Here is a 24,084-nt window from a genome sequence, read left to right on the forward strand (position 1 = left end):
AGAATTTTATTCGGTTAAATTTTCGCATTAATAACAAAATTTTGATAGAGACCTGTATTACCAGAATAAATCCATCGTGATGCCGCCTACAATCGAACGATTCGCCTGCACTTAGCATTATTCAGCAATTCTACCCGTTCCTCCCTTATTTTATTGTTTTTTTACCTATTTTGAGAAAATACCATGCCGACGCAATCCACGTTGACTTCCTCGCTGGGCGCAATCCCCTTCACCGAATTTCATGCTGAAGTGATTCGCAATCCATCGCCTTTGCGTTCAGCGATCACCGCCGCCTATCGCCGTGATGAATCGCTTGCGGTGCAATGGTTGCTGGGCCAGGTGGAAGATAGTTCGAGCGCAAGAGTGGCGAGTGCCCAACTGGCGAGCAAACTGGTGCAATCGGTGCGCGACAAACGTACACGTGCGTCGGGTGTAGACGCGTTAATGCATGAATTTTCATTGTCGTCAGAAGAGGGCGTGGCGCTAATGTGCCTTGCTGAAGCGTTATTACGCATTCCCGATCATCAGACCGCAGACCGATTAATCGCCGACAAAATCAGCAAAGGTGACTGGCGTCGTCATCTGGGCGAATCGCCATCAATGTTCGTCAATGCAGCCACCTGGGGCCTTCTGATCACTGGCAAATTAGTCAGCACCAATAGCGAGCGCGGTCTCGGTTCGGCGCTGACCAAACTCATCAGCAAAGGCGGTGAACCGCTAATCCGCAAGGGTGTAGACGTCGCTATGCGAATGCTGGGCAACCAATTTGTCACGGGGCAAACCATCGCCGAAGCGCTCGTCAACAGCCGCGACAATGAAAAACGCGGTTATCGCTACTCATACGATATGTTGGGTGAAGCCGCATTAACCGAAGAAGATGCGGCTGCGTATTATGTTTCCTATGAAACAGCGATTCACGCTATCGGCCGCGCCTCGAATGGTCGTGGGATCAAAGATGGTCCAGGGATTTCGGTAAAATTATCCGCCCTGCATCCACGCTATTCACGTGCTCAAAAGCATCGCACGCTGACTGAATTACTGCCACGCCTAAAAAAGCTGTTGCTGTTAGCCAAGCAATACGACATTGGTTTGAATATTGATGCCGAAGAAGCTGATCGACTTGAACTTTCTCTGGACTTAATGGAAGCGTTGGCTTTCGATCCTGACCTTGCCGGTTTTGAGGGTATTGGCTACGTCGTACAAGGTTATCAAAAGCGCTGCCCGTTCGTCATCGATTATCTGGCTGATCTGGCGCGCCGCAGCGGTCAAAAGTTTATGGTACGACTAGTTAAGGGCGCGTACTGGGACGCTGAGATTAAACGTGCGCAAGTCGATGGCATGCCCGGCTATCCGGTCTACACCCGCAAGGTCTATACCGATGTTTCCTACCTTGCGTGCGCCCAACAATTATTAGCTGCAACGGATGTACTTTACCCACAATTCGCCACACATAACGCGCGGACATTGGCGACTATTTATTGCTGGGCAGAAGAAAAAGGGATTAACGATTATGAATTTCAATGCCTGCACGGTATGGGTGAGACGCTCTATGATCAAGTCGTGGGAAAACAAAATCTGAACAAACCATGCCGAATTTATGCGCCCGTCGGATCGCATCAGACACTGCTGGCTTATCTGGTGCGTCGCTTGCTGGAAAATGGTGCGAACTCGTCGTTTGTTAATCAAATCGTGGACGAAAATGTTTCCATCGATATGCTGATTGCTGATCCATTGGAAGAATCCCGTAAGCTCGGCGGTGAACCGCATGCCAATATCGTATTGCCGCGTGCATTGTATGGCGCTGAAAGAAAAAATTCGGCTGGTGTTGATCTCAGCAACGAAGATGTTTTGCGTGACATCGATACCGCATTTCAGCAATTCCGCAGCAATCAATGGCAAGCCAAACCTTTACTTGCCGTCGATCAAGTTGGTGAGGAAACTACAGTTACGGCAACACGCGAAGCCCAGAAAATTTTGAATCCGGCCGATCATCGCGATATCGTTGGTACCGTAGTCGAGGCTAGCGCTGATGACATTGAAACCGCTCTGCATGTAGCAACATCTTACGCCATGGACTGGCAAACAAGGAAGCCCGCAGATCGGGCAGAGGTGTTAATGCGAGCTGCCGATTTGTTTGAAGAAAATCAGTTTGAATTGATTGCGCTGGCTATCCGTGAAGCTGGAAAATCGTTACCCAATGGCGTTGCTGAAGTGCGTGAAGCGGTTGATTTTTTACGTTATTACGCCGCCCAAATTCGTCATACGCAAAACGCGTTGGCGCTTGGTCCAGTAGTGTGCATCAGTCCATGGAATTTCCCATTAGCAATTTTTGTTGGTGAAATCAGCGCGTCGCTGGCAGCAGGAAATGTCGTACTTGCTAAACCGGCTGAGCAAACGCCATTGATCGCCACACGAGCAGTAGAATTGTTGCATCGAGCTGGTATTCCACGTGCTGCCCTGCAATTATTGCCGGGTCGTGGTGATACCGTGGGTGCCAGATTAACCGCTGATCCACGTGTAAAAGGCGTTATTTTTACTGGGTCAACGGAAGTTGCGCAATTGATTAATCGCACGCTTGCAGATCGCGCAACGAAGGAAAAAGTTGATCTGCCATTCATTGCTGAAACCGGCGGTCAAAATGTATTGATTGTGGACTCCAGTGCACTTCCGGAACAGGTCGTGGTTGACGTGCTGAGTTCGGCTTTTGATAGCGCTGGCCAACGCTGTTCTGCCTTGCGCGTTTTATGTTTGCAAAATGATATCGCAGACAAAACAATCCATATGCTGAAAGGTGCAATGCAAGAATTGTGTATTGGCAATCCCGATCGTCTGATTACCGATATCGGCCCAGTTATTGATGCTGAAGCGCAAGAAAAATTATTGGTGCATATTGATAAGATGAAGGTGACAGCAAAAGACTTCTTTCAATTGCCATTATCTGAGGCAGAAAACCATGGCACATTTGTATCCCCAACTTTGATTGAAATTGGTTCGCTGGGTGAATTGAAACACGAAGTTTTCGGTCCGGTATTACATGTTTTGCGCTATGCCCGCGAACAGTTACCGCAGCTCATTAATGCGATTAATGAGAGCGGTTATGGGCTCACGCTTGGGGTGCATTCGCGCATTGATGAAACTATCGATTTCATTTCACGCAGTGCACATGTCGGTAATATTTACGTCAATCGGAATATTGTTGGCGCAGTAGTGGGCGTGCAACCGTTCGGTGGAGAAGGTAAATCAGGGACAGGTCCAAAAGCGGGTGGCCCGTTATACCTGAAACGTCTGCAGCGCAACGCCGAAGCTAATTTAGGCGCGCATACCATTCACGAGGCCAATACGATTGTTCAAGAAGGCACGTCAGCATTGCAATCCTTATTGGGCTGGGCAAAAACGCACGGCCATCAACGTATTGCCGCGTTAGGTCAGGAATATATTCATCATAGCTGGCTTGGAACATCGATGGTCTTGCCGGGACCAACGGGTGAGCGTAATACGCTGTCGTTCGCACCCCGCGGTGCGGTGTTATGCAGTGCACGGACGGTCGCAGTCATGTTAAATCAGCTCGCAGCCGTACTTGCTACCGGCAACACACCAATCATCGAAGCGGCATCATATGCTTTAATACCAAGCGGATTACCAAAAGCTGTACACGACACTATTCGTATCATTGACACGGTTAGCAATACGACTGACCGTGCCGATAAAAATACTATCGCGTTACATTTTGCCCTGGTTGATGGTGCCGATCTGGAGCGACTGTATCCGTTATTGGCTGCCCGCGAAGGTGCTCTTGTGCCAGTACTTGAAACATCGGAATATGCACCAATTCCATTGTGGAGATTAGTGGCCGAACGCGCCCTATGCGTGAATACTACCGCAGCGGGAGGAAATGCCAGTTTGATGACGTTAGAAGCTTAAGGCTTCAACCTCTTCTGGCTTTATTGCGTGCTCGCGGGGCCATCGTTTAAAGCGATGGCCTTTTTTATTTGTGAAATTGCACAGAACGTCGATATTAGGCATTGGTGACATTCATCTTTAAACGTGAACTTTATTGCCGCGCTGTTTTACTGGCTATGCACCTAAGCGGCGTGAATCGATGCTAATCATCTTTTTATGAATCACTTTAGCGACGCCATCTGACACTAATCTCTGATTTAGGCATGTATAAATTCGTAGACATCCGATATTATCGTAATAGGTTCATGCGTAAACATTGCTTTTCTTCAAGCTATTAATCTGGTTAAATAGGCTGAATAAAGACTCAAAATACTCTTTTTACTACCTAACATCGCACGACGGCACCGCAAAAAACCATGCTTTTAACATGGTAGTGCTGAAAGATATATTGCATTCGCTGCCTGAGAGTTTGATGTGTGCACATCGACCAAGTGACTAGTTTTCACGTGATAAGTCCACGCTAACGATTTACTCTCCGATTGAAATTTGCAGCATGTCTAACCCCATATGTTTATCCCCATATTGATATGACTACTACCAAATTTCGCCTGTTAAAAATTTTTTCATGGTGTCTCGGCGGCTTATTTATTCTGCTGGCGTTATGCGTGGTTTTTATGCTGACTTTCGATTGGAATCTGGCACGCCCATGGCTAAATCAGCGCGTTAGCGATGCTGAAGGCCGCCCCTTTGCAATTAACGGTGATTTGTCATTACATTGGTTTAATCCGCAAACAGAAGAAACCAGTTGGCACAAATGGATTCCGTGGCCACAACTTACGGCGCAAAATATTGTGCTGGCCAACCCCGATTGGGCAAAAACCGGTCTGCATATGGTTGAAGTGGGTCAGGTCACCTTTACGTTACAGCCGCTACCGCTACTTGAAAAACGCATCATCATTCCGAACCTGCAACTCGATACGCCGGTCGTCATGCTTGAACAATCTGCGGATGGTAAGAATAACTGGACCTTTCCTTCAACAGGGCCGAGCCAATGGAAAGTAAACCTGCAAAAAGTGGTGTTAACGCAAGGCACGATACGGTTGCTGAGTCCAATAAAAAAAATTGATATCGACGCGCATATTGCGACTCTGCCGACCACTACAAAAGAGGGTTATGGGTTAGGTTGGAGTGTAAAAGGTAGTTTTAACAAAGCAGCAGTCAGCGGTAAAGGCAAAGCCGGCGCAGTATTATCGCTGGAGAATGTGAATGCGCCCTATCCACTAGAAGCGGACGTGCACATCGGAAAAACCATCATCGCGATCAAAGGAAGTTTAACCAAACCGAGCGATCTGGCCGCGCTCGATTTGCGTTTAACACTATCCGCAACAAGTATGGCTGATTTGTATCCGTTGACTGGTATTTTATTGCCAGCAACACCTCCGTTTTCCACAGAAGGACGCTTGATCGGCAACGTCAAGCCTAGCGGCGGCGAGTGGCGTTACGAGAATTTTAACGGTCACGTCGGCTCAAGCGATTTATCCGGGACACTCGATTATATGGCACGAGATCCAAGACCATTATTGAAGGGCACATTGGTATCAAATCAGTTGCGCCTGGTCGACCTGGGTCCGTTAATCGGAGCAGATTCCAATGCAAGTAAAGCTAACCGAGGCGTAGCACCAAATCAACCCGCCGACAAAGTGCTTCCGACGGAGCAGTTTGATACATCTCGTTGGGGCAGTATCGATGCTGATGTAAAATTTACCGCTAAAAAAATCATCCGGTCTGAGGCCCTGCCTATTCAAGACCTCAAAACGAATATCCATTTAAAAGACAGCCAACTATCACTGACGCCGTTAGATTTCGGTATAGCGGGTGGAAACCTGATTTCAACCATCAGGCTGGACGGTAGCGGTAAAGTTATGAAGGCCAAAATAACGCTTTCAGCTCGGCACCTGAAAATTAATCGTCTTTTCCCAACCCTTGAGTCAGCCCGCGCCAGCCTTGGTGAGATCAATGGTGATGCTGCCTTGATGGGTACGGGCAATTCTGTTGCAGCGCTAATGGCGACGTCTAACGGCGAACTCAAAACGTTGATTAACCAAGGAACCCTGAGTAAATTCATACTGGAGGCAGCCGGTCTGAACGTCGGTAATGTTGTCCTGTCTAAACTCTTCGGCGATAAACAGGTAAAGCTCAATTGCCTGGCTAGCGACTTTGTGATTGTCAATGGCGTCATGCAGACACGAACATTCCTACTGGATACGGATGATGCAATGATTACCGTCAATGGTCAGATTAATCTGAAGACCGAGGTTATGGCGCTGAATGTCAAACCAAAAAGCAAAGGTCTACGCATAATTTCCTTCAGATCGCCTCTATACGTCGCTGGGACCTTCAAAAACCCAGATGTAGGGGTTGATAAGGGTGTACTGGCATTAAAGGCTGGCAGCGCGATTGCGCTTGGCGTCCTATTTCCGGTCGCAGCGATCTTGCCACTGGTGAATATCGGCTCTACCCAGCAGACAGATTGCGCGTCGTTACTTGCAGAAGTCAAACTTAAACCTGTGATACCTCCGTCAGCACATTGAAACTTACAACTAGACTCTCACTAGATGTCTAAGCATGTTTTACTCGGCTTATCAATAGCAGTCGCTAATCATTCCATTAAGCGCCTTCAAAAATTGCAGCAAACACCCTCCGCGCCAAGCGCTTCCTTCGGACGGTCAGGCGCTTTCCTATTCGGAGCGCAATTCAAGGTCAGGTAATGCTCGACAATCGCTTCTTGAGGTGCAAAAAGCGATTGTATCGTTCGTCCCGGATGCTTAGAGCGTTCATTCTGGCTTCTATAGCGCTTCATTCCTATTTCGACTCCTTATTTTGATTCCTTACTTCGCAAATTTGCACCAAATGTGAATCGCCTTAGGTGATTTTATGCACTAATTGCCTCATTGGGTAAAGCCCAAATTGACATGCAATATGCCGTACGCGAACTAACCAGATGTGCTGGCTGATGTCGTGCTTAATATTTTAAATGAATAGAAGTAATGTGGATAAGGCTGTGGATATGTCGATCTATTAATGGGGATATCTCGTTATTGTTGACGCATTTCTTTTTTATTCAGCAACTATCCTTTACTCATACAACGTTTACTCAAGCTTTATTCACTCTTTAACAGTATGTTTACAAACAGATTTATGCTGTTATCCACAAAAAATGTCGTCGTTAACTATTACTACTATTTATATCTATAAATCGTTAACTAAAGAGATAAAAAAGATTTTTTCAAAAAAATAGAGCAAAAACCAGGTGTTTCACTCAGTTAAATCCGTTTAACTGACCTATTGAGAATTTAATTCTGCAAATAGTTGTTTGTAAGCTGTTTGTTTAAATGTGTTTTACTCGCAAATATGCTTAAAGCTTGGCTTTGATCGGTCTGTAGCCCGTGCAAGTTAAACGCTAGATGGCTTTGTTCTAGCTTTGAAAGAGGTAGAAAAAGGGATAAAAGAATAAAATTTGCTTTAGCGACATCAAAAAAACATTTTTTCAGGTTAATACCGGATTAAAAAAGCAATTTTCTGAATAAAGCTGTGGATAACAAGTGAATAAATTGTGGAAAATGAGGGTTTCTTGGTATATGCAATTGTTATTCAACAGATGCTCTCAAGTAGTACAGCGTTTACTCTGACGTTATCCTTGTTCTACGTTGCTGTTTACAAAAAGAAAATTGACGTTATCCACAGAAAAGGTGGTCGTTAACTACTATTACTATTTATATATATAAACAAGTAAACACTAATACGACTTTGAAGTAAGCGATATAAGACGAAGATTAGACAAAAACGTCTGTTCAAAAAATGTCTGGCAAGATTAAAGTTAAGTGAATTCGTAATAGCGCATGAAAGCGAATCAACTTATATCGGTCCAGTGCTTTAAGGTCTGTGGATAAGTCTTTGGATATCGAGATGAATAAGTTGGGTACAACCTACTAAATCTTAATAAACATTTTTTTATCCACCAGTTATGGTTAATGAATACATTGTTTAAGAGGGACTTATCCTTATCCTAAGTCATTGTTTTTAAATGAGATTTCTGACTTGTACACAGAAAAGTAGGGTGTTAACTACTACTACTATTTATATATATAAATCTATAGATTAAAAACATAAGGAAAAAAAGAGTAAAAGCGACTTTTTTTGGCAACGTTTAAAACAAAAACGAGCATTTATTCCGTTTGTAAAAAACAATTTATTCCTTTAAGGAATCATTTCTTATTGCCAATAGAAGGATAGCTTGCCTATATTTTTGTTGTCGGTAAGCTCCTAGTAAGCAACAAAGTGGATAAATAAGCATTTATGAATAAACTGGATATGAGCCCACGTTCTTTTAGGTGAAAAGTTAGTGATTTTTAAACATGACACTTGATGGCCTGCCAAATCGTATGAATGTGATTTTACAAATTGATGGTCGAGTCAAATTAGTCTCTTTGACTTGTCGTTAAAATAATATTTCTTAATTGCAACATATTATTAAAATAATTAATATCCACTTATAAAAAGCCCGCCAACAAAACTGATGGACGAGTCTTAAAGACTAAGCGACCAAGCTTATAAATGAGGATGACAAATGGAAGTAGCAGGAAAGTACGACTACATTATTGTTGGAGCAGGAACTGCGGGTTGTGTATTAGCTAATCGATTGACACGAAACCCCAATGTCAATGTGCTATTGATTGAAGCGGGAGCAAAAGACGACTACATTTGGATACATATCCCGGTAGGTTATCTTTATTGCATTAATAATCCACGTACCGATTGGTTGTATCGGACTGAGCCTGATTCTGGACTGAACAATCGCAGCCTGATTTATCCACGCGGAAAGGTGCTTGGTGGATCTTCTTCCATTAACGGCATGATTTATATGCGAGGCCAAGCCCGTGATTATGATCAATGGGCGTCAATTACTGGTGATACGTCCTGGCGTTGGGAAAATGTTTTGCCACTTTTTAAGAAAAGTGAAGATCACTACAATGGAGCAAGCGCTTTTCACGGAGTGGGCGGAGAGTGGAGAGTGGAAAAACAGCGATTGTCATGGCAAATTCTGGATGCTTTTCGGGATGCCGCCGCTGAGACGGGTATCCCAAAAGTGGATGACTTCAATCAGGGTAATAACGAGGGTGTAGGTTATTTTGATGTCAATCAAAAGCGTGGAATTCGATGGAATGCGTCAAAAGCATTTTTACGTACCGCAGCGACCCGCGGAAATCTAGAAATCATGACCGGTTGTCATGTAAAACGGCTTCAAATTAATGCCGGTGAAAATGGTTTGGAATGCACAGGTATTGAATTTTTAGGCGGTGGCAAAGAATGGTCGGCAGAAGCAGCTAAAGAAGTTCTATTGTGTGCTGGAGCAATTGGTTCGCCGCATATTTTACAATTTTCGGGAATTGGTCCAGCCACGCTCTTGCAGCAAAACCATATTCCGGTTGTGCATGATTTGCCGGGTGTTGGAGAGAATTTACAGGATCACTTGCAGATTCGCATGGGATTTAAAGTCTCGGGCGTGAAGACGCTCAACATGATGGCGAGCAATTGGGTCGGGAAAATGAAAATTGGATTTGAATATTTGCTGTCACGCAGCGGTCCAATGTCGATGGCGCCATCGCAGTTAGGTGCGTTTGCTAAATCCGATTCCACCCAGGAAACACCTAATTTGCAGTACCACGTGCAGCCATTATCATTGGAAAAATTCGGCGATCCTCTGCATAATTTTCCTGCATTTACCGCCAGCGTTTGTAATTTGCGACCAACGTCTCGTGGTCATATTCGGGTCGCGTCGGGTGATCCTATGGTTGCCCCGAAAATCACGTTAAATTACCTTTCTACCGAGCTTGACCGTAAAGTAGCCGCGGCTTCTGTAGTGTTAACAAGAAAGATTGCTGCGGCCCCCGCATTGCGAAAATATGCACCAGCAGAGTTTATGCCGGGTAACGATTTTCAAACCGAAGAAGACCTGATTCGCGCTGCGGGCAACGTGGGTACGACTATTTTTCACCCCGTCGGTACTTGCATGATGGGTAAAGTAACAGACAAATTAGCGGTAGTTGATAGTAAATTACGTGTAATTGGCGTAAATAGACTGCGTGTAGCAGACGCTTCAATAATGCCAACGATTACTTCAGGAAATACGAATTCACCAACTATTATGATTGCCGAAATGGCGGCTAAATTTATTTTGGAGAAGGTTTCTGAATAGATCGGGCTTACGGCTAGATTTGCCAAATCAGGGTTACCGACAGTTTAACCAACATCTTGGTAACCACGCGATTTTCTGTGGCTTAAATTACCATAAAATGTTGTTGATTTGAGTTTAGTACTTATACGTATTGCTCAGTGTTCTGGTCCTCTGTACTATCCGTCAAACCAGTTTCAGTTGCTATCAACCTAATAAAAAATTTGTACCGATGGCTTGTCACGGCGCAAAGAAAAACCCTAAGGAGACAGGATGAGCGATTTCATCTTAGAAACGAAAAGCCTGACTAAAGAATTTAAAGGCTTTACGGCGGTAAGTGATGTCAATTTACAAGTTGAGCGCGGCCATATTCATGCTTTGATCGGTCCTAATGGTGCTGGCAAAACGACCTGTTTTAATCTGCTAACTAAATTTTTGATTCCGACGACCGGACAAATTTTGTTCAATAATCGTGATATCACCCTTTCTGCGCCTGCACAAATTGCGCGACAAGGGATTATTCGTTCTTTTCAGATTTCAGCCGTGTTTCCGCATTTGTCGGTGATGGAAAATGTTCGCATCGGTTTGCAACGCAATTTAGGCACCTCTTTCCACTTTTGGAAAAGTAGCAAAAGTCTTTCCCAGTTACGGGATCGTGCAATGGAGCTGCTGGCAGAAGTTGATTTGACGGAATTCGCTGATACCTTAACCGTTGATCTTCCTTATGGTCGTAAGCGGGCATTGGAAATTGCGACAACACTAAGTATGAATCCGGAACTAATGTTGCTTGATGAGCCGACGCAGGGAATGGGACATGAAGACGTGGATCGGGTTACAGCGTTGATTAAGAAAGTTTCGGCAGGTAGAACCATCCTGATGGTTGAGCACAATATGAGCGTAGTTGCCGGTATTTGCGACAAAATCAGCGTCTTGCAGCGCGGCGCGATTTTGGCAGAAGGCGACTACAAAACCGTGTCAACTAATCCACTTGTAATGGAAGCGTATATGGGTACTGAAGCAAGCACACTCGAAGGAGCGCATTAATGCCGTCTGTTATGTCTCAGCAAGGTTCTGAAAATACAGTGGAAAAATCCAGTAATTCGGTTAAACCACCTGCGCTTTGCATTACCGATCTGCATGCTTGGTACGGCGAATCACATATTTTACACAGCGTGAATTTGACGGTAAATGCCGGCGAAGTAGTGACTTTACTGGGCCGTAACGGTGCTGGTCGGACGACTACGATGCGCGCGATCATGGGATTAACAGGTACGCGTAAAGGGTCTATAAAGGTCGGTGGTGTTGAAACTATCTCCTTACCAACGCATAAAATTGCGCATCTTGGTCTGGGTTATTGTCCTGAGGAACGCGGTATATTTTCTTCGCTTTCTACCGAAGAAAACTTGCTCTTGCCGCCGTCTGTTTCGAAAACTGACAAAGGTATGTCAATAGCAGAAATTTACGACATGTTTCCTAATTTGGAGGAGCGTAAAAATAGTCAGGGAACCCGGTTGTCTGGTGGTGAACAGCAGATGTTAGCGGTGGCGCGTATTTTGCGTACGGGCGCGCGGCTGCTGTTGCTTGATGAAATTTCTGAGGGCCTTGCACCGGTGATTGTTCAAACTCTAGCGCGTATGATTTTATTGTTGAAAGAGAAGGGTTACACCATCGTTATGGTGGAACAGAACTTTCGATTCGCAGCGCCGTTAGCTGATCGCTTTTATGTGATGGAACATGGACAGATAGTGGAAACATTTGGTGCCTCACAATTACAAGAAAAAATGCCCGTATTGAATACGTTACTGGGTGTTTAAAAAATAGTAGTCAATACAAAAAAACAAAAATAATAAAGCAAAAACAATAAAGTAAAAATAATACTAATACATAAGCTGATCACACTAAATGCGTGATTGTCAGGTAAAAATGGAGAGCAAATTGAAGATTAAATTGAAAGCAGTATCACTCGCAGTATTTTCCACACTGGCGTTTGGCGTCGCTGGATCTGCCACGGCACAGATATCTGGCGATACAATCAAGATTGGCTTTATTACCGATATGTCGAGTGTGTATTCGGATATTGATGGCCCTGGCGGTGCAGAAGCAATCAGAATGGCTATCGCTGATATGGGTGGAAGCATTAACGGCAAAAAAATCGAATTAATCGTGGCCGACCATCAAAATAAAGCGGACATTGCATCAAGCAAAGCGCGCGAATGGTTTGATCAGCAAGGCCTGGATATGTTGATCGGTGGGACCAATTCCGGCACTGCGCTGGCGATGGCAAAAATTGCTGCTGAAAAGAAGAAGCCATTTTTTGAAATCGGCGCGGGTAGCACACGTTTGACTAACGAAGAGTGCACGCCTTACACGGTGCATTACGCGTATGACACCTATGCATTGGCTAATGGAACAGGTTCTGCAGTCGTCAAGCAAGGCGGTAAAAGCTGGTATTTTCTGACCGCTGATTATGCGTTTGGAAACTCGCTGGAAAAAGATACAACAGCCGTGGTGAAGGCATCAGGCGGAACTGTTTTAGGTGCAGTCAAGCATCCGTTAAATGCATCTGATTTTTCTTCATTCCTGTTGCAGGCACAAGCATCCAAAGCGCAAATTATTGGATTGGCAAACGCCGGTGGCGACACCATTAATGCGGTCAAAGCAGCAAACGAATTTGGTATTACCAAGACTGCCAAACTGGCAGGTTTACTGGTCTTTATCAATGATATTCATTCGCTGACATTGAAGCAGACCCAGGGAATGTATTTGACCGATAGTTGGTATTGGGATCAAAACGATGAATCACGTGCCTGGGCCAAGCGATATTTTTCAAAAATGAAAAAAGAGCCATCGAGCTTGCAAGCAGCCGACTATTCTGCGGCCACGCAATATCTGAATGCAGTGAAAGCCATCGGTACCGATGATGGTGAAAAAGTGATGGCACAGTTGCGCAAGACAAAATTTAACGACATGTACACCAAAGGCGCCTACTTGCGCCCTGACGGACGCGTGGTGCATGACATGACCTTGTATCAGGTTAAGGCACCGGCAGAGTCAAAGTATCCATGGGATTATCTCAATAAAATTCAAACAATCCCTGCGGAAAAAGCATTTATGTCTAAAGCAGATTCTAAATGCGCGACTTGGAAATAATTGATGTAGTTGATATTAGCAGGTAGCAGGATTTTTGATATTTGTTAATACGATGCTCTTTGTCGCTGAATAAGCTGCAACTGAATTACAACTAAGTCCGTCACTCACGGCATGTCGTTTGCCTGACGCAATATGCGTCGTGAAACATATGCCTGAGTATTTTTTTATGATTCATCACTATTCCAGTTCTGTCCAAAATTCTTCTGCCGTCATGCTTAAAGTGAGCTTAGGCGTCAGCAAGGATACTGTTAGCTGAAGTAATCGGTAAGTAACCTGTTGTCAGGTATATTCTCGATTAATTTGACGAAAATTCAGGACCGAATTGAGTGTGATTTTATGATGACATTGCCATGGAATTGTTCGGCATCCCTCTGCAAGCCTTGATGAGTCAGCTACTGCTGGGCTTGGTCAATGGTTCTTTTTACGCCATGTTATCGCTCGGCCTGGCGGTAATCTTTGGCTTACTTAATGTAATTAATTTTGCGCACGGTGCGTTGTACATGATGGGCGCATTTTTGGCCTGGATCGGATTGTCTTATTTTAATCTGAACTATTGGGTCATGCTCGGTCTGGCACCGTTGATCGTTGGTGTTTTCGGCATCATCATCGAAAAAACCATGTTGCGCTGGCTGTACAAACTTGACCATCTTTATGGTCTGTTGCTGACCTTCGGTATTACGTTGATGGTAGAAGGTATTTTTCGCTCGTTTTACGGGGTTTCCGGTCAACCGTATTCGGTCCCTGACTTGCTGAGCGGTGCGACTGATATCGGATTTATGATATTGCCAAACTACCGTGCGTGGGTCGTATTTGCGTCGCTAGTCGTTTGTTTTGCGACCTGGTTTGTCATCGAAAAAACTAAGCTTGGCGCCTATTTGCGTGCTGGTACGGAGAACCCAAAACTGGTTGAGGCTTTTGGTATCAACGTGCCATTGATGGTGACACTCACCTACGGTTTCGGTGGTGCGTTGGCTGCCTTTGCCGGCGTGCTGGCGGCGCCGGTCATTCAAGTCTCTCCGTTGATGGGTTCCAATCTTATTATCGTTGTTTTCGCGGTGGTAGTGATTGGCGGCATGGGTTCAATCATGGGCTCTATCATTACTGGATTAGCGTTGGGTGTCATTGAAGGTCTGACGCGTGTTTTTTATCCCGAAGCATCGGCTACCGTGGTCTTTATTGTCATGGCAATCGTTTTGATGATTCGTCCTGCTGGTTTGTTCGGCAAGGAAAAATAGAAAATGAGCTATTCCGTGCGCTATTACCTCTCGGTAAAAAAACGCTATAACAAACAAGTTATCAACGACGCTAATCGTATGCAAGGATGGTCAGCATGAATAAAAAAGTTCTCTATGGTGTGATATTGATCGCCGCGCTGGCCGCGCCGTTTGGTATCTATCCCGTATTTTTGATGAAAGTATTGTGCTTTGCATTGTTTGCATGTGCTTTCAATTTGCTGATTGGTTTTACTGGTTTGCTGTCGTTCGGTCATGCTGCGTTCTTCGGCGGTGCCGGTTATGTTGCTGGTTATACGTTGACGAAATTGGGCTTGCCAACAGAAGTAGGGCTGATACTTGGCACCTTGACGGGCGCATTGATTGGCTTGGTAATGGGTAGTCTGGCGATTCGGCGACAAGGTATTTATTTCACGATGATCACCCTTGCGCTGGCACAGATGGCATATTTCGTTTGCCTGCAAGCACCGTTTACTGGCGGTGAAGATGGTCTGCAAGGCGTGCCACGTGGCAAGTTACTAGGCTTGATCAGTCTTGATAGCGACTTAACTTTATATTACGTTGTGCTGGCGATTGCGGTACTTGGATTTGCGTTGATCGTACGGACGATTAATTCACCTTTTGGTCAGGTGCTGAAGGCCATCAAGGAAAACGAGCCGCGTGCGATTTCACTTGGCTACGATGTGAACAGGTACAAATTACTGGCGTTTGTTTTATCGGCGGGACTTACTGGGCTGGCGGGTGCAACCAAAACGCTTGTGTTGGGCTTTGAGACGCTTACAGACGTGCACTGGACCATGTCTGGCCTTGTGATATTGATGACGTTGGTTGGTGGCCTTGGTACGCTGACGGGGCCTATTGTCGGCGCTGTGATTATCATTGTGCTTGAAAATAAGCTGGGTGATATCGGCAGTTGGTTGGCCGTAGTGACGCATGTCGACTGGTTTAATGGTTTAGGTGAATCGGTGACGATTGTGACTGGCTTTATATTTATTGTCTGCGTGCTGGTGTTCCGGCGCGGGATTGTCGGTGAAATCGGAGCGTTGTTTAAGCGCCGGGTGGCTGATAATTAAACAGTTTCAGAACAGCTTTGGTGACAAAACTGTTGCACCGTTTAAAGCCCGCGCAGAGTAGTTGCGCGGGCTTTTTTAGTTTCTGTTTGCTCTGTTATTGTCACGATATATTGTTACGATATGTGCGGTCGTCAGTTTGCTGCTACCAGCTTGTGTCGATGATTTTTTTATCGGTATTTGATGGGTATCGCAAAAGGCGGTTTGCCCGTTTGCTTTATGACTTCAACCTGGATTCCGAGACAAGTCTCGACCGTCTCCGAGGTCATGGTAATGGTGGGCGCATCCTGTACCAGTATCGTTCCATCGTCCAGGTTCCCATTATTTTGACCTTTGAAATAGGGACAGAATGGATTTGAATCATCCCGTTATTACCGACGAAAATCATAATCGGTAACGCGCTGACAGCGGCGGCGGTTAAGATTACTTTTAATGCGCCATTGTCGACCTGACGTGCAGTTTGCCGCGCTGCCAGACGGTATGCTTGCGTGCGGCTCAGACCAACATCACGCAGTATGCTGAAAAATTGATGCTTGTCAGTCATACCGTTCGATGCCGCCTGGAACCTGGCAACACCGATGGCCGCTGCCGCTTCGCGATGACGTAATTTTTATTGCAGTTATTGCAGATGATTGGAAATCACTTCTGCCTGAGATGTGTCGGCGTTTAAAAACGCTGTCGTAGTCTGCTTGGATTGAATGGAGTCGCGCATGATTATTTTTCTTTTTAGTATTGCAATTTAAGTCCGACAGTGAAATTGCGACCGGGTGCGGTATAGGCGTCTTTCACATTGGAACTTTCTGCTAAGCCGCGTACATCTGACCAATTCCAATATTTGCTATCGAATAAATTGCTTACTCCTGCGTACAGCGTGGCAAATTTGCTGAAGTTCAATCCGGCGCGCAGGTCGGCGATAGTAGAGGAGGGTGGCGCGAAATAGGTCGGCGTAGAAATATCTTTACGGCGCTTGCCGCACTGATAGTTGATGTCTGCCTGCACAAACCAACGTTCGCTTGGTTCGTAGCGCAATCCGAGCACCGCCATGAAGGGATTGACGGTGTCGAGCGGATTGCTTTGGCCGTTGGACCGCGTCGAACCTTTGGTGTAAGCCATACCGGTTTTGATACCGATGCTGTTCGGAAACTGCCAATCGAGTCTTCCTTCCAATCCGCTAATTCGGGCCTCACCGCGATTGATGTATTGAAAAATGTAAGGATCGACGTAGGGACGACCGCTGCCGCTGACAATTTCCTGTGAGATAAAGTTTTGATACCGGCCAGTGAATGCGGCCGTGCTGTAACGCAGCACGTTGCCTAAGTCGCCATAGATTTTGCCGCGCAACCCAATCTCTATCGTAGTGCTGGTTTCAGGTGTTAGATCAGGATTGCCGACAGTGGCATAACCGAACATCGGATTTCCGAAGCTATTGTTGACCTGATCTGGCGTCGGAGTGCGGAAGCCGCGTGCGTACTGAATGTAGGGTACGAGTGATGGATTAATTTCAAGCATCAAAGCCAGTCTCGGCGAGATGGTGTTGCCGCTTGCGGGCGTGGCGTGACCGGTGTAAGCCGGATCGTTGCTTTTGGGTGTTAGCCGATAGGAATCAAAGCGCAATCCAGGTACCAGCGTCAAACCATCATATGGAGTGAGTGCAATCTCATCTTGCAAAAAACGCCAAACAATCCGTAGTCCGTGTCAGGGAAGGCTTTGTTTGGAAAAGGAGCCTCTCCAACGCCCGGTACGGTACCGTTACGCGCACCGCTGATGCGGGCCATGCTGGTGTCGACGCCCTAGATTAAGTTATGCTGCAGGCTGCCCGTGCTGAATCCACTTTTTGCCTGGGCCGAACCGCCGATTGTGTTCTCTTTATAGATATTGTCGCGGGTCCGATCAGCAGTAGGTCTGCGCTGTTCATACGAAGTTTGATGATTGTTGGCGTCTTGATAATAGAATTTCACGTGGGCGTTCTGGAGCAGCCAACTGCCATTTTCTTTGTTATCGCTGAATTCGTAATCAAAGCTGACACGATTGCGTTCGACGCTGTCTTTTGCGCGCAGGGCCAAAGTGGTCGGCGTAATGGCTAACAAGACGTCTGAAGTAGTCTTCCCTTCTTGATGGGTAAGGGTAAGGGTCAATTTGTCGCGTGGACTTGCTGTGAAGACCACTTTGCCGAGTAATGAATTGCTGTCACTGTCTTGAGGAGTTGCGGCATCACGATTCGGCCCGAGGATATGACGTTGGCCCTGGTTTGTGACTTCATGGTCCTGTCTTTTATTGGCGATTAACATGGCTTCAAAGCGTTCACCGTCGAACGCCGCTACCGCCGTAGTAGAGATACTGCCATCAATGGAATTGTAGGATGGTTTGATAGAAAAATATGTTGGTTTTTTGAAGATATCAAGAAAGTCGCCGGGGTCTTCGATGATGAAGTTGACCGCACCGGTCAGGCCATCGCTACCGTACATGGACGAGGCGGGTCCGCGCAATATTTCCACCCGTTTGTAGAGATCCATCTCGCCATAGTCGCCGCGCCCGGCCTCTAAAGGGCCGAAGGAAAATGCACTCGGCAAACGAATGCCATCTTCCATTAGCAAGATACGATTGCCTTCTAGCCCGCGAATATTGATGCCTTCGTTGCCGCCACGACCGCCAGCAGTGGCTGCGGATGCGGGGCGGTAAGGCCCGCGTCGAACCGTAACACCGGGTTCGTATCGTAGCAAATCCTTAATATCCTTGGCTTGCTGCTCTTCCATGGCGGCGGCATTTATGACTGAAATACTGCTCGGCGTTCTGGATAAAGGCTTTGCGGATCGTGAAGCTGTTACTGATATTTCTTCCAGAGCAAGATCGGGATGAGAGTTATAGGCGGCTAGCGTTGATGTTGTGGCGGGGCTTGTTTGCAGCGACTGCGCTGAGCTCGGTAACGAGTAAACAGTGGCAACGAAAGCGATAAAGCGAATAACAGCGCGAGTAGAAGGGCTTGTGCCCGCGCGCATGGCGGCGGTAGGCTTCGATAAAGGAAGCTGGGATGAAGAGGCAAACATACGTACTCCAAGGTCAATAAAAAGCTTATTGGCTGGCGACGGTATGTTGCGGCTGGCTTAGATAAGTTGCGGGAATGGAAGCTTGCGTGAGCAGGAAGTCGCTACAAGACTAATGAAGAATCATTATAGATGAGAATAATTCCTATTTGCAAGGTTTCCGTTGTCCGTGGCGGCCTGAAGTTAAGTCGATCAGGTTGGTGTATGTGACTGTCTGTTTGCGACATCAACTTTTAGCGAACGGGTAGTAAAGAAGGGCGGTTATTGTTGTGTATAGGTAAAATTGTGGGCTGTGACCTGGTAAAGATTTTTTACATTTACATTTACATTTACATTTACGTGCCGTGTACTGGATCATCTTATATCCGTATCATGCGACAAATCGCGGCCACAATAGGGATTGAACATGCCTGACTTAATATTTAACTTTGGGCTTCTCGCCATAGCCGGATTTCTCGCTGGATTAATTGACGCCGTGGTGGGTGGAGGAGGATTGATCCAAATCCCGGCTTTATTTTCCATGTTGCCTAACACCGTGCCAGCGACGGTACTTGGAACCAACAAGTTGGCCGGTATCTTTGGCACGACTGCTGCTGCCATCAACTATGGGCGAAGAGTTCGTTTGGCCTGGCGGGCAGCGTTGCCCGCAGCAGGTGCCGCTTTTGTATTTGCATTTCTGGGTGCATATACGGTCACTCATATACCGACGGATGCGATCCGTAAAAGTCTGCCATTTATTTTGCTAGCGGTTGCGGCATACACCTTTGCCAAGAAGGATTTCGGCAGTATTCATGCGCCCCGCCATAATGGATCTAAAGAATTGGTCATTGCGATACTGATTGGTTGTGGAATCGGATTTTATGACGGTCTTTTTGGTCCTGGCACAGGTAGCTTCCTGATTTTCTTATTTGTGCGGTTTTTTGGATTTGACTTCCTCGCTGCCTCTGCTGTATCAAAGGTTGTGAACGTCGCGACCAATTTTGCGGCATTGCTTTGGTTTGGCTACAGCGGACATATTCTTTGGCAACTCGCGTTGCTAATGGCGATCTGTAATGTCGCAGGTTCGCTAGTGGGTACGCGATTGGCCATAAAGCACGGCAGTGGATTTGTTCGTAAATTATTTTTGGTGGTGGTATCGGTCTTAATATTAAAAACAGCTTACGATGCGTTTTTAAAATAATAAATGGTTTCACGTGGAACAACGGGGTTTCAAAAACGAAAGATTTGTTTGGTTTAAGATAGTGAACGTCAAAACGAGTCGCAATTGTTTCACGTGGAACCATCCGTAAATCCGCCTTTACATATTTTCGCGAATCGTTTGAACATATCTCTCGAATAAGTTTGTTACTTACTAATGTTTGAATTGTGGTAAAAGCTCAAGTGTCGTGCGAACACGGCTGCTTTACCACAACCGAGTCAACAAGTGGGCGGTCAACGTGAAATGGATTTATAATCACGCCTCTGTTCACCCTCTCATCGAGGCGCATTATGCTCTTTCCTACAAATTTTGATGTAATCGTTGTCGGTGGCGGTCATGCCGGTACCGAAGCTGCCTTGGCCTCTGCGCGTATGGGTCAAAAAACCTTGCTGCTAACCCATAATATCGAGACTTTGGGTCAGATGTCATGCAATCCCTCCATTGGTGGCATTGGTAAAGGCCACCTCGTAAAAGAGGTTGATGCAATGGGTGGGGCGATGGCGATCGCGACCGATGAGGCTGGTATTCAGTTCAGGATATTAAATTCATCCAAAGGCCCAGCAGTGCGCGCCACGCGTGCTCAGGCAGACCGCATACTATACAAACAGGCGATACGTTCGCGGCTCGAGAATCAGCCGAATCTATGGCTATTCCAGCAGGCTGTTGATGATCTGATCGTTGAAGGCGATCGTGTGATAGGTGCGGTCACGCAAGTTGGTATTCGCTTCCTTAGTCGTGCTGTGGTTCTGACCACCGGAACGTTTCTCGATGGAAAAATTCACGTTGGCTTAAATAACTATGCGGCGGGCAGGGCGGGTGATCCTCCTGCGATTTCACTATCAGCTCGCTTGAAAGAATTGAAGCTGCCGCAAGGCCGGCTAAAAACCGGTACGCCGCCACGGATTGATGGCCGCACAATCGATTTTTCGGTCATGCAGCCGCAACCAGGCGATCTGGATCCCGTTCCGGTGTTTTCGGTGATGGGTAACGCGGCAATGCACCCAGCTCAGATGCCTTGCTGGATTACGCACACCAATTTGCAGACGCATGACATTATTCGTGCTGGCCTTGATCGTAGCCCGATGTACACCGGAGTCATTGAGGGTGTCGGCCCGCGATATTGCCCATCGATCGAAGATAAAATTCATCGCTTTGCAGGTAAGGACTCGCACCAGATTTTTCTGGAGCCAGAAGGCTTGACGACCAATGAATATTATCCGAATGGGATTTCTACAAGTTTGCCGTTTGACGTACAGCTGGCATTGGTCCGATCAATGAAGGGACTGGAAAATGCCCACATTTTGCGTCCCGGTTACGCCATCGAATATGACTATTTCGATCCACGCGGCCTTAAAGCATCATTGGAAACAAAACTCATCAACGGACTCTACTTTGCCGGTCAGATCAATGGCACAACAGGCTACGAAGAGGCGGCCGCCCAAGGCATGCTGGCGGGCTTAAACGCGGCTTTGCAGACGCAAGAGCGTGATGCCTGGACCCCAAGACGGGATGAGGCTTATCTAGGCGTGCTGGTCGACGATTTGATTACGCAAGGTGTACTTGAGCCGTATCGTATGTTCACCAGCCGTGCCGAATATCGCTTAAGTCTGCGTGAGGACAATGCCGATTTACGTTTGACTGAGATTGGCCGCCGGTTGGGTTGTGTTGGTGATGCGCAATGGGAGCAATTCGAGAAAAAACGCGAAGCCGTCGCGCTTGAAATGGAGCGGCTGCGTTCCACGTGGGTGAACCCACGCATTTTATCCGATGCAGAAGCTGAGAGAGTTGTTGGAGTGGCAATTCAGCGCGAGTACGCGCTATCAGATTTGCTGCGTCGTCCCAACGTCTCTTACGATGCATTAATGACGCTGACGGGCATTGACGGTCAGGTCTTGGGTGGGCCCGGCGTTGCGGATGGTACGGTCAAAGAGCAGGTCGAAATTCAACTTAAATATGCTGGATACATTGACCGTCAGGCGCGTGAAGTAGAGCGCCACGAGCATAGTGAAAATCTTAAATTTCCAACAGACTTTGATTACATGCAAGTGCAGTCTCTGTCGATGGAAGTGCGCCAAAAATTGCATCAGCATCGTCCGGAAACCTTCGGCCAGGCTTCACGCATTGCCGGTGTGACGCCAGCCGCGTTGTCCTTGTTGCTGGTACACGTAAAAAAAGGCACCATGAAAAAAATGGACAAGCTAGCTGATAAAAGTGATCAGGCGGCTTAGGACTTATGGCTTAATCAAGGCTGAATTAATGCTTGATTCGTGCTTGGTTCATGCTTGGTTCACGCTTAATCGCTATGCATTATTGCCGCAACATGGTCGAGATACTGAAGGATTGTCAGGATGAGTGAAGTAGATACCAGCGCTTGCGGCGCGCTCGCCGCCACTTTGCGTGATGGAGCGAAGACTTTGGGCATAGCGCTCAATGGCCTTCAGCAAGCGCAATTGTTGACCTATCTGGCGATGCTGGCGAAGTGGAACAAAACCTATAACCTGACGTCAATTCGCGCGCCGGATCAGATGATGACGCATCACTTGCTGGATTCACTGGCGGTGGTTCCTGCCTTTTCTGGTGCACAAAACGTGCTGGATGTTGGGGCCGGCGGTGGCTTGCCTGGGATGATATTGGCGATTTGGGCGATGACATCGCAGCCGGATATGCGCGTTTCCATGATCGATACGGTACATAAAAAAACGGCATTTTTGACGCAAGTTAAGGCAGAAATGGGACTAAAAAATGTCCGTGTTCACACTGCCAGAGTTGAAGAGCTTGAAGTACCACATAAGTTTGATGTCATTACATCGCGCGCCTTTGCTGAACTGTCTGACTTTATCAACTGGTCGGCGCATTTATTGGCAGACGGTGGTCAGTTTATCGCCCTTAAGGGTCTGCAACCAGCCGCAGAGATTGAGCGGCTACCAGCAGGATGGGAAGTCGCCGAGGTACGTCGGATCGCGGTGCCGGGGCTGGACGCCGAACGTCATTTGATTACCATTAAGCGAGCGATAGGATGATGAGAAATATTATATTTTCAATATCTTTTTCATTTTTTGCCATATTAACACCTTCAGTAACCCTCGCCCAAAATGTGGTGGCGGTGCCGTCCATCGATTTAAATCGGTACGCCGGTAAGTGGTATGAGATTGCACGTTTTCCGAATCGCTTTCAAAAGTCCTGTGCCGGTAACGTTACCGCTGAATATCGCACGCGCGTGGACGGGCGTATTGACGTGATAAATCGCTGTCAAAAAAATGACGGCTCGGTGGATGAAGCCATTGGGGTTGCTCGTCTCGCAGATAGTTCAGGTAGCGCTACCAATTCCAAATTAAAAGTGCGCTTTGCGCCAGCGTGGTTGTCATGGTTGCCGTTTGTTTGGGGTGATTATTGGGTATTGGATTTGGCACCCGATTATTCTTATGCGGTAGTGGGTGAACCCGGGCGTAATTATTTATGGATACTTTCGCGATCACCCAGCTTGCCAGAATTCAGTTATCAGGCCGCGATTCAGAAGGTTGCGAGGCAAGGGTTCGACGTGAGCCAACTCGTTAAAACCAAGCAAGACTGAGCTCTTTATGAACGCTTATTTTCACCTACTTGGTATCACTGAAGTGTGGCATTTAATTGCTGCGATGGCGGTGTTTTTGATGTTGCCGGGACCAGGGACGTTTTGCATTCTGACGAGCGCTGCCAAGAATGGTTTGCGTGGCGGATTTGCTGCCTTGATCGGGATGATGGTGGGCGATGCGGTACTGATGTTTTTGGCGGCGATCGGGGTTGCGGCATTGTTGCACGCGAATCTGCTGTTATTCAAAGGCGTGCAAGCTATTGGGGCCATCTATCTTGTCTATCTTGGCATTAAATTATTGCGCGCAAAAGGGAAGGGCGAGCCCGAAAGTAGAAAAGTGACTGTCGATGCCGGTGTTTCTTTTTCCCATACCGTGGATTGGCGTCGCGGGTTTTTCGTGACCTTGATCAACCCAAAGGCGATCATTTTTTATATGGCTTTTTTTCCGTTGTTTATTGATCCGGTCTCACAACGTGGCAGCATTACTTTTCTGACGATGGGTGCAATCATTTCCAGTTGCAGCTTGATTTACGGTAGTCTACTTGTGGTATTGGGAAATGCAGCGGCTAAACATTTGGCGCGTCACCGCCTTCTCGCTGCGTTCGCTTCCAAAGCGGCAGGGATTTTTCTGATAGGTTTTGGCATTAAAATCACGACGAATTAAATACATTTTGTGGACGTACGCAAAAT

Annotated in this window: 16 protein-coding genes; 13 read left to right on the forward strand and 3 right to left on the reverse strand. The window is 46.7% G+C overall.

All coding sequences use genetic code 11. The annotated features are described in order from the left end of the window. Positions 1 to 183: 183 nt before the first annotated feature. The 8 genes from putA to ACXX82_RS10725 all read left to right on the forward strand — a co-directional run bounded on the left by putA (position 184) and on the right by ACXX82_RS10725 (position 15,587). Positions 184 to 3,921, forward strand: coding sequence for a trifunctional transcriptional regulator/proline dehydrogenase/L-glutamate gamma-semialdehyde dehydrogenase (putA, locus tag ACXX82_RS10690; RefSeq protein ID WP_323507191.1), 3,738 nt, complete (start codon positions 184 to 186; stop codon positions 3,919 to 3,921). A 566-nt stretch (positions 3,922 to 4,487) separates the two neighbouring features. Next, positions 4,488 to 6,491 carry an AsmA family protein gene (locus ACXX82_RS10695; RefSeq protein WP_458562896.1) on the forward strand — a complete coding sequence of 668 codons (2,004 nt, stop codon included), beginning with the start codon at positions 4,488 to 4,490 and terminating at the stop codon, positions 6,489 to 6,491. A 2,036-nt stretch (positions 6,492 to 8,527) separates the two neighbouring features. Then, on the forward strand, positions 8,528 to 10,156 hold the full coding sequence (locus ACXX82_RS10700; protein WP_458562897.1) for a GMC family oxidoreductase: 1,629 nt from the start codon (positions 8,528 to 8,530) through the stop codon (positions 10,154 to 10,156). Between the two features lie 249 nt (positions 10,157 to 10,405). After that, entirely contained in the window at positions 10,406 to 11,176 is a 771-nt protein-coding gene (locus tag ACXX82_RS10705) for an ABC transporter ATP-binding protein (protein ID WP_322234499.1), read from the forward strand. An 11-nt stretch (positions 11,177 to 11,187) separates the two neighbouring features. Then, a complete protein-coding gene (locus tag ACXX82_RS10710) occupies positions 11,188 to 11,946 on the forward strand; it encodes an ABC transporter ATP-binding protein (protein ID WP_323507392.1) in 759 nt (252 codons plus the stop codon). A gap of 127 nt (positions 11,947 to 12,073) precedes the next feature. Then, positions 12,074 to 13,282, forward strand: coding sequence for an ABC transporter substrate-binding protein (locus ACXX82_RS10715; RefSeq protein ID WP_322240320.1), 1,209 nt, complete (start codon positions 12,074 to 12,076; stop codon positions 13,280 to 13,282). A 350-nt stretch (positions 13,283 to 13,632) separates the two neighbouring features. Then, positions 13,633 to 14,517: a branched-chain amino acid ABC transporter permease gene (locus ACXX82_RS10720; RefSeq protein ID WP_322234502.1), complete on the forward strand. Its 885-nt coding sequence runs from the start codon at positions 13,633 to 13,635 to the stop codon at positions 14,515 to 14,517. A 95-nt stretch (positions 14,518 to 14,612) separates the two neighbouring features. Next, on the forward strand, positions 14,613 to 15,587 hold the full coding sequence (locus ACXX82_RS10725; RefSeq protein WP_323507377.1) for a branched-chain amino acid ABC transporter permease: 975 nt from the start codon (positions 14,613 to 14,615) through the stop codon (positions 15,585 to 15,587). A 262-nt stretch (positions 15,588 to 15,849) separates the two neighbouring features. On the opposite strand, the gene ACXX82_RS10730 is transcribed toward ACXX82_RS10725, so the two are convergent. The 3 genes from ACXX82_RS10730 to ACXX82_RS10740 form a co-directional block, all read right to left on the reverse strand. After that, positions 15,850 to 16,128 (reverse strand): ChuX/HutX family heme-like substrate-binding protein, encoded by a 279-nt coding sequence (locus ACXX82_RS10730; protein ID WP_322234508.1) that lies wholly within the window; start codon positions 16,126 to 16,128, stop codon positions 15,850 to 15,852. Positions 16,129 to 16,310: 182 nt separating this feature from the next. Then, positions 16,311 to 17,252, reverse strand: coding sequence for a TonB-dependent receptor (locus tag ACXX82_RS10735; protein ID WP_458562898.1), 942 nt, complete (start codon positions 17,250 to 17,252; stop codon positions 16,311 to 16,313). A 122-nt stretch (positions 17,253 to 17,374) separates the two neighbouring features. Beyond that, complete coding sequence (locus ACXX82_RS10740) at positions 17,375 to 18,628, reverse strand: TonB-dependent receptor plug domain-containing protein (protein WP_458562899.1); 1,254 nt, start codon at positions 18,626 to 18,628, stop codon at positions 17,375 to 17,377. A 403-nt stretch (positions 18,629 to 19,031) separates the two neighbouring features. Here ACXX82_RS10740 and ACXX82_RS10745 point away from each other — a divergent pair, with 403 nt between their 5' ends. The 5 genes from ACXX82_RS10745 (at position 19,032) to leuE (ending at position 24,058) form a co-directional block, all read left to right on the forward strand. After that, positions 19,032 to 19,805, forward strand: coding sequence for a sulfite exporter TauE/SafE family protein (locus ACXX82_RS10745; protein WP_323507380.1), 774 nt, complete (start codon positions 19,032 to 19,034; stop codon positions 19,803 to 19,805). A gap of 308 nt (positions 19,806 to 20,113) precedes the next feature. Next, a complete protein-coding gene (gene mnmG / locus ACXX82_RS10750) occupies positions 20,114 to 22,051 on the forward strand; it encodes a tRNA uridine-5-carboxymethylaminomethyl(34) synthesis enzyme MnmG (RefSeq protein ID WP_323507381.1) in 1,938 nt (645 codons plus the stop codon). A gap of 120 nt (positions 22,052 to 22,171) precedes the next feature. Beyond that, the gene (gene rsmG, locus ACXX82_RS10755; protein ID WP_458562900.1) at positions 22,172 to 22,843 is read left to right on the forward strand and encodes a 16S rRNA (guanine(527)-N(7))-methyltransferase RsmG; all 672 of its coding nucleotides are present in this window, start codon (positions 22,172 to 22,174) and stop codon (positions 22,841 to 22,843) included. After that, positions 22,840 to 23,394: a lipocalin family protein gene (locus ACXX82_RS10760; RefSeq protein ID WP_323507383.1), complete on the forward strand. Its 555-nt coding sequence runs from the start codon at positions 22,840 to 22,842 to the stop codon at positions 23,392 to 23,394. Before rsmG ends, ACXX82_RS10760 begins: the two co-directional genes overlap by 4 nt. Positions 23,395 to 23,401: 7 nt before the next feature. Beyond that, the gene (leuE, locus tag ACXX82_RS10765; protein WP_323507384.1) at positions 23,402 to 24,058 is read left to right on the forward strand and encodes a leucine efflux protein LeuE; all 657 of its coding nucleotides are present in this window, start codon (positions 23,402 to 23,404) and stop codon (positions 24,056 to 24,058) included. Positions 24,059 to 24,084: the final 26 nt, after the last annotated feature.

The sequence above is a fragment of the Glaciimonas sp. GNP009 genome (assembly GCF_054343755.1).

What these genes read in the sequence shown, in the direction of transcription:
- ACXX82_RS10760 (WP_323507383.1), top strand. Translation starts at nt 22,840, where the DNA reads ATGATGAGAAATATTATATTTTCAATATCTTTTTCATTTTTTGCCATA.
- putA (WP_323507191.1), top strand. Translation starts at nt 184, where the DNA reads ATGCCGACGCAATCCACGTTGACTTCCTCGCTGGGCGCAATCCCCTTC.
- leuE (WP_323507384.1), top strand. Translation starts at nt 23,402, where the DNA reads ATGAACGCTTATTTTCACCTACTTGGTATCACTGAAGTGTGGCATTTA.
- ACXX82_RS10740 (WP_458562899.1), bottom strand. Translation starts at nt 18,628, where the DNA reads ATGTTTGCCTCTTCATCCCAGCTTCCTTTATCGAAGCCTACCGCCGCC.
- ACXX82_RS10745 (WP_323507380.1), top strand. Translation starts at nt 19,032, where the DNA reads ATGCCTGACTTAATATTTAACTTTGGGCTTCTCGCCATAGCCGGATTT.
- ACXX82_RS10720 (WP_322234502.1), top strand. Translation starts at nt 13,633, where the DNA reads ATGGAATTGTTCGGCATCCCTCTGCAAGCCTTGATGAGTCAGCTACTG.
- ACXX82_RS10700 (WP_458562897.1), top strand. Translation starts at nt 8,528, where the DNA reads ATGGAAGTAGCAGGAAAGTACGACTACATTATTGTTGGAGCAGGAACT.
- ACXX82_RS10725 (WP_323507377.1), top strand. Translation starts at nt 14,613, where the DNA reads ATGAATAAAAAAGTTCTCTATGGTGTGATATTGATCGCCGCGCTGGCC.
- ACXX82_RS10730 (WP_322234508.1), bottom strand. Translation starts at nt 16,128, where the DNA reads ATGACTGACAAGCATCAATTTTTCAGCATACTGCGTGATGTTGGTCTG.
- ACXX82_RS10695 (WP_458562896.1), top strand. Translation starts at nt 4,488, where the DNA reads ATGACTACTACCAAATTTCGCCTGTTAAAAATTTTTTCATGGTGTCTC.
- ACXX82_RS10710 (WP_323507392.1), top strand. Translation starts at nt 11,188, where the DNA reads ATGTCTCAGCAAGGTTCTGAAAATACAGTGGAAAAATCCAGTAATTCG.
- rsmG (WP_458562900.1), top strand. Translation starts at nt 22,172, where the DNA reads ATGAGTGAAGTAGATACCAGCGCTTGCGGCGCGCTCGCCGCCACTTTG.
- ACXX82_RS10705 (WP_322234499.1), top strand. Translation starts at nt 10,406, where the DNA reads ATGAGCGATTTCATCTTAGAAACGAAAAGCCTGACTAAAGAATTTAAA.
- mnmG (WP_323507381.1), top strand. Translation starts at nt 20,114, where the DNA reads ATGCTCTTTCCTACAAATTTTGATGTAATCGTTGTCGGTGGCGGTCAT.